The 2,514-nt window shown below is 73.3% G+C and carries 1 protein-coding gene; it reads left to right on the forward strand.

Translation table 11 applies throughout. From position 1 onward, the window contains the following. Nucleotides 1–2,514 (forward strand): beta strand repeat-containing protein (locus AB4Z01_RS36090; protein ID WP_441701653.1); only part of this gene is annotated, 2,514 nt, incomplete at both ends.

The raw sequence follows: 2,514 nt of genomic DNA on the forward strand, positions 1-2,514 counted from the left end.
ACGGTCAGCGTCGGCGCGGACGGTCAGCGTCGGCGCGGTCGGCGCCGAGCGCACCATCACCAATGTCGCGGCGGGGCGGCTCTCGGCGACCTCGACCGACGCCATCAACGGCAGCCAGCTCTTCGCCACCAACCAGGCGATCACGGCCATCGCCGCCAGCACGCCGCTGCACTATTACAGCGTCAACGACGGCGGGGTGCAGAAGCCGAACTACACCAACAACGGCGCCACCGGGCTCGATTCCATCGCGGCCGGCCCGGGGGCTTCGGCCACCGGAGCCTATTCGACCGCGGTCGGGACGACCTCGAAGGCGACCGGCGACTGGGCGACGGCCCTCGGCCAGAATGCGAATGCGGCGGTGCAGCAGGCCACGGCCCTCGGCGCCGGCAGCCTCGCCAATGCCCAATTCGCGACCGCGACCGGCTTCCAGGCCATCGCGACGGGGGTGGCGTCCACGGCGACCGGCCTGCACGCCAACGCCTCGGCCCAGAACGCGATCGCGATGGGCAACGCGGCCACCGCCTCGGCCGCGGACAGCATCGCCGTCGGCACCAGCGCCGTCGCGACGGGGCCGTCGGGCGGCGCGATCGCGGTCGGCCTGAATGCCAACGCGACCGGCTCGTTCACGACCGCGGTCGGCACGGGCGCCAAGGCCAATGGCGATTGGGCGACGGCCTTCGGCCAGAATGCCAATGCGGGGGCCCAGCAGGCCACGGCTCTCGGCGCGGGCAGTCTCGCCACCGGCAATTTCGCCACCGCGACCGGCTTCCAGTCCATCGCGACGGGGGTGGCGTCCACGGCGGCCGGCCTGCACGCCAACGCCGCGGGGGACAACGCCATCGCGGTCGGCAACGCGGCGACCGCGTCGGTCGCAGACGCGCTGGCCCTGGGCAGCTCGGCCAACGCGACCGGCGGTAGCAGCATCGCGGTCGGCCGGATCAGCCAGGCGAGCGGCCTCAACGCCGTGGCACTGGGCGTGGGCACCAACGCCAGCGCCGACTCCGCCATTGCCCTGGGCAATGCCAGCACCGGGTCCGGCGCCTTGTCGGTGGCGATCGGCGCCGTGGCCAATGCATCGGCAGACGGAGCCATCGCCCTGGGCGGCAACACCAAGGCGGCGGCGGCCAACGCCACCGCGATCGGCAACGCCTCGCAGGCGCTGACGGCGTCGACCGTGGCGCTGGGCGACACCGCTACGGTGGCGGCGGCGGCCGGCCCCGGTTCGGTGGCGATCGGCCACAACTCGACGGTGAATGGTGGCACGGGTGCCGTGGCGATCGGTGAAGGCCAGGTCGTCAGCGGCGACGGCGCGGTCGCGATCGGCGACCCGAACACCGTCAGCGGTACGGGCGCCGTCGGCCTGGGCGCCAACAACACCGCCACCGGCACCGGCGCGCTGGCGCTGGGCAGCGGCAACACGGCGACAGGCCAGGGCTCGGTCGCGCTGGGCAATGCCAGCAGCGCGGCCGGCGCCGGCTCGCTCGCCTTCGGCGATGCGGCCTCGGCCACCAAGGCCAAGGACGTGGCGCTGGGCTCGGGCTCGGTGACGGCGGCCGCGGTCGGCACGACCAGCACGACGATTGCCGGCACGACCTACAACTTCGCCGGGACCACGCCGGGCAGCACCGTCAGCGTCGGCGATGTCGGCGCCGAGCGGACCATCACCAACGTGGCGGCGGGGCGGCTTTCGGCCACCTCGACCGATGCGGTGAACGGCAGCCAGCTCTTCGCCACCAATACGGCGGTCGACGACGTCGCCAGTCAGATCACCGACGTCACCGGCAAGCTGACGCACTACTACAGCGTCAACGACGGCGGCACGGCTGGGGGCAACTTCAACAATGACGGCGCCACCGGCGCCAACTCCCTGGCCGCGGGGGTCGGTGCCTCGGCGACGGGGGCGGAGTCAACGGCGGTCGGTTATAACGCCAACGCAGGCGCCGACGGCGCCACTGCCATGGGCAACGCCGCCAGCGCGACGGCGGGTGCCGCGATCGCTCTGGGCGTCAATGCCAATGCCTCCAGCCAATGGGCGACCGCGATCGGCACCAATGCGATCGCGAGCGACCAGGGTGCTGTCTCGATCGGCACCAACACGGTCGCAAGTGACCAGAGCGCGATCTCGATCGGCACCAACACCCAGGCTCTCGCCCTGACAAGCACGGTCCTGGGCACCAACAGCTCGGTGGCGGCGGCGGCCGGCGAGGGTTCGGTCGCGATCGGCACCAACTCGCAGGTGCTGGGCGGCGCCGGGGCGGTGGCGATCGGCCAGGGCCAGGTGGTGAACGGCGACGGCGCGGTCGCGATCGGCGACCCGAACACCGTCACCGGCACGGGCGCCGTCGGCCTGGGCGCCAACAACACCGCCACCGGCACCGGCGCGCTGGCGCTGGGCAGCGCCAACACCGCGACGGGCCAGGGCTCGGTCGCTCTGGGCAACGCCAGCAGCGCGGCCGGCGCCGGCTCGCTCGCCTTCGGCGACGCCGCCTCGGCGGTCAACGCCAAGGACGTGGC

This window comes from Inquilinus sp. YAF38, assembly GCF_052113205.1.
In the GTDB taxonomy this organism is placed as follows: domain Bacteria; phylum Pseudomonadota; class Alphaproteobacteria; order DSM-16000; family Inquilinaceae; genus Inquilinus.